The organism is uncultured Aquincola sp. (assembly GCF_964001545.1).
GTDB lineage: Bacteria > Pseudomonadota > Gammaproteobacteria > Burkholderiales > Burkholderiaceae_C > Aquincola.
In genome coordinates this window covers 1-4,046 of the sequence record NZ_CAXFDV010000585.1, presented here as the reverse complement: position 1 = coordinate 4,046, position 4,046 = coordinate 1, and the positions used below count along the sequence as shown (strand labels likewise).

Genomic DNA, 4,046 nt, shown 5'->3' with positions numbered 1-4,046 from the left:
TCGGCCCAGTCGGCCGCGGTCAGCACCCGTTCGGCCAGCGGCAGCATCTGCTGCTCTTCCAGCGCCATGTGGGCGCGGTAGTGGTCCACGTACCACTGCACCGCGCGCTCGAAGTGCCCGCGGCGGGCCTCGCCCATCATCTCGAAGCCCAGCAGCGCATGCTCCACCTCGCGCACAGCACGCTCGCTGCGGGCATGCTGGTGGTCCAGCTCGTCCAGCAGGTCGCGCGACAGCGGCGTGCGGGCCCGCAGCTTGGGAAACAGCAGCTCCGACTCCTTGCGGTGGTGGCGCTGCTCCGGGAACTCGTCCACGTAGAACAGCATGGCCCGCAGGGCGCCGAAGTCGGGCAGCACCTGCTCGCGCCGCGACTGCGACAGCAGCAGCAGGATGGATCGCAGCATGGCCGCGAGCGCAGCATGCTCCTGGCGGATGATGTCGACGGTCTTGGGCATGGTGCTGCCACTGTAGGCAGCCCGGCCATGCCCAGGGCTGATCTGGATCAAGCCGCGCCGATGGGCCCGCGCATCGCCAGCGCCGCTTCGCGCACCAATGCCGGCCCGCGGTAGATCAGGCCGGTGTACACCTGCACCAGGTCGGCCCCGGCCGCCAGCTTGGCGCGGGCGTCGGCGCCGCTCATCACGCCGCCCGCGCCGATGATGGGAAAGCCGCTGCCCAGCTCGGCGCGCAGCGCCGCAATCACGCGGTTGCTGGCCTCGAACACCGGCCGGCCCGACAGGCCGCCGGTTTCCTGCGCATGCGGCAGGCCCTGCACCGCGTCGCGGGCGATGGTGGTGTTGGTGGCGATCACGCCGTCCACCCCCGTGCGGCGCAGCGTGCCGGCGATCAGCCGCACCTGCGTGTCGTCCAGGTCGGGCGCGATCTTCACGAACATCGGCACCTTGCGGCTGCGGTCGGGTTGCGCGGCTTCCAGCGCCTGCTTGCGCTCCTGCAGCACGCTCAGCAGCGCGTCCAGCGCCTCGTCGCTTTGCAGCGAGCGCAGGTTCTGCGTGTTGGGGCTGCTGACGTTCACCGTCACGTAGTCGGCATGGGCGAACACGCCTTCCAGGCAGGCCAGGTAGTCGTCGGCCGCGCGCTCGATGGGCGTGCTGGCGTTCTTGCCGATGTTCAGGCCCAGCACGCCGCCGGCGGCGCGGAAGCTGCGCGCCTGCCGCACGTTGCGGATGAAGGCGTCCAGCCCTTCGTTGTTGAAGCCCAGGCGGTTGATCAGCGCCTCGGCCTGCGGCAGCCGGAACATGCGCGGCTGCGGGTTGCCGGGCTGGCCCTTGGGCGTGACGGTGCCCACCTCGATGAAGCCGAAGCCCATTGCGCCCAGGCCGTCGATGCAGCGGCCGTTCTTGTCCAGGCCGGCGGCCAGGCCGATGCGGTTGGGAAAGCGCAGGCCGGCCACGGTGACCGGATCGGCCACGCGGGCCTGGGCCCACAGGCATTGGGCGGGGGTGTTCTGCAGGCGGGCGATGCTGCCGAGCGTCAGCTCATGCGCGCGCTCGGCGTCCATGCCGAAGAGCAGCGCGCGGGGAAGGGCGTAAGGAAGGATCATGGTCACTATTGTCCGTTGCGCGCGGGCGGCGGGCTGTCGCGGCTTGGATAATCGGCGCATGAACCAAGACGAATTGAAGGCCCTCGTCGGCCAGGCGGCGCTGGCGCACGTGGTGCCCGGCAGCATCGTGGGCGTGGGCACCGGCTCCACGGTCAACAAGTTCATCGACGCGCTGGCCGCCATCAAGGGCCAGATCGCGGGCGCGGTGTCCAGCTCGGAGCAAAGCACCGAGCGGCTGCGCGCCCACGGCATTCCGGTGTTCGATGCCAACACCGTGGAACGCCTGCCGGTGTACGTAGACGGTGCCGACGAGATCGACCACCGCGGCCACATGATCAAGGGCGGCGGCGCCGCGCTCACGCGCGAAAAGATGGTGGCCGACCTGGCCGACCGCTTCATCTGCATCGCCGATGCGTCGAAGCTGGTGCGCACGCTGGGCGGCTTTCCGCTGCCGGTGGAAATCATCGCCTCGGCCAGTGCCCAGGTCACGCGGCGCTTTGCGGCGCTGGGCGGCCAGGCCACGCTGCGACCGGGCGTGATCACCGACAACGGCCATCCGCTGCTCGACGTGCGCGGCCTGGCCATCACCGACCCGCTGGCGATGGAGACCGAAGTCAACCAGTGGCCGGGCGTGGTGAGCGTGGGCATCTTTGCCCGCCACAAGGCCAGCGTGTGCCTGCTGGGCACCGCCGATGGCGTGAGGACGATGCAGTTCTGATCCCACTCAGCCGGAGGCTGTGATGCTGTACAAGACCCTGGGGCTGTTTGTGTTGGGGTTCGGCCTGCCGGCCAGCCTGCTGGCCCAGCCCCAACCTGAAGCCGCGCCTGCGGCCCGCCCGCCCGTGGCGGATTTCGCGGCGCTGCCGCTGCTCAGCGGCATGAGCCTGTCACCCGACGGGCAGCGCATCGCGGTGCTCTACAACCAGCGCGACACCACCGTGGTGGCCACGCGGCCGGTGGCCGGCGGGCGGCTGGTGCCGGTGCTCAGCACCGACAACACCCGACAGCACTTCAACTGGGCGCGCTGGGTGGGCAACGAGCGGCTGGTGGTGAGCCTGCGCTTTGCCGGCCAGCGTTACTTCACCGGCACCGTGGAAACACGGCTGGTGTCGGTCAAGGCCGATGGCGGCGACCTGCTGGACCTCAACCGGTCCGAACGCAACGCCAACAGCGCCACGCTGGGGCGGCGCATGGCGCAGGTGCAGGACCGGGTGGTCGACTGGTTGCCGGGCGATGGCCTTCACGTGCTGCTGCAACAGCCTGAGGTCGATCGCGATGCCGCCGGCGTGGTCAAGCTGAACGTGGAAACCGGCGGCCGTAGCACGGTGCTGGGGCCGGCCAAGGGCGTGCGGCGCTGGATCGCCGATGCGCAGCACCGGGTGCGTGCGGGCGTGTTCTACGACGAGATCCAGGGCTGGGAAGTGCGGGCCGCCGGCCCGGACGGTGGCGCCTGGCGCACGCTGTGGCGCTTCAAGACCGCGCGGGACGAGGCGGCCGTGTGGCCGATGGGCTTCGACCTCGACCCGCAGCGGCTGTACGTGAATGCGCTGCACCAGGGCCGCCGCGCCGTGTTCGCGGTGCGGCTGGACGACCCCGCGCTGCCGCGCCAGCTGATGGTGGCGCACCCGGTGCACGACGTGGATGGCGGGTTGCTGCGGGCCCCCGGCAGCGGCGAGGTGCTCGGCGTGGCCGGCGGCGAGGTGGGCGACGACAGCGGCGGCGACGGCGGCGACAGCTTCTTGTGGTCGCCGCCCTGGCAGGCGCTGCAAAAGGGCCTGAACCAGGCCTTGCCCGGCCGCGCCAACCGCCTCTTCAACATCGCGCAGGACGGCAAGCACTTCCTGATGTTCTCGAGCGGCAACCGCCAGCCGGGCCAGTACTTCTATGGCGACCGCGAGGCCGGCACCATCGCGCTGGTGGCCGACACCTACCCCGAGCTGGACCCGGCCAGACTGGCGGGCAAGCAGCAGGTGGCCGTGAAGGCGCGCGACGGCCTGCCGCTCAACCTCTTCGTCACGCTGCCGCAGGGCCGGCGTGTGGGCGACGGCGGGCAGCCGCTGCCGATGGTGCTGCTGCCGCACGGTGGCCCGCAGTCGCGCGACGACGCCGACTTCGATGCCTGGACCGAGTTCCTGGCCAGTCGCGGCCTGGCGGTGCTGCAGGTCAACTTCCGTGGCTCCGACGGTTATGGCAGCGAGTTCGCGGCCGCGGGCCTCAAGCGCTGGGGCCTGGAGATGCAGGACGACCTGACCGATGCGCTGAAGTGGGCGGTGGACCAACGTGTGGCCGATGGCGGGCGCGTGTGCATCGTCGGTGCCAGCTATGGCGGTTATGCGGCGCTGATGGGCGCGGTGAAAACGCCCGAGCTATACCGCTGCGCCATCAGCTTTGCGGGGGTGTCCCACCTGCCCGACCTGATCCTGACCGAGTCGGACTACGTGGGCGGCCGTGAAGCGGCCGAAGCCATGATCGGCCGCTTCTGGGGCGA

At 70.8% G+C, this 4,046-nt stretch carries 4 protein-coding genes; 2 read left to right on the top strand and 2 right to left on the bottom strand.

From position 1 onward, the window contains the following. Both ABNT58_RS20160 and ABNT58_RS20155 read right to left on the bottom strand, forming a co-directional pair. On the bottom strand, window positions 1-452 hold a 452-nt coding region (locus ABNT58_RS20160; RefSeq protein ID WP_348755204.1), incomplete at its 3' end, for a hemerythrin domain-containing protein. Between the two features lie 47 nt (window positions 453-499). Continuing rightward, window positions 500-1,558, bottom strand: coding sequence for a quinone-dependent dihydroorotate dehydrogenase (locus tag ABNT58_RS20155; RefSeq protein WP_348755203.1), 1,059 nt, complete (start codon window positions 1,556-1,558; stop codon window positions 500-502). A 58-nt stretch (window positions 1,559-1,616) separates the two neighbouring features. Here ABNT58_RS20155 and rpiA point away from each other — a divergent pair, with 58 nt between their 5' ends. Together rpiA and ABNT58_RS20145 are read left to right on the top strand one after the other, a co-directional pair. Continuing rightward, on the top strand, window positions 1,617-2,276 hold the full coding sequence (gene rpiA / locus ABNT58_RS20150) for a ribose-5-phosphate isomerase RpiA (protein WP_348755202.1): 660 nt from the start codon (window positions 1,617-1,619) through the stop codon (window positions 2,274-2,276). Window positions 2,277-2,298: 22 nt separating this feature from the next. After that, window positions 2,299-4,046, top strand: a 1,748-nt coding sequence (locus ABNT58_RS20145) for an alpha/beta fold hydrolase (protein ID WP_348755201.1), incomplete at its 3' end; no start/stop codon positions are given.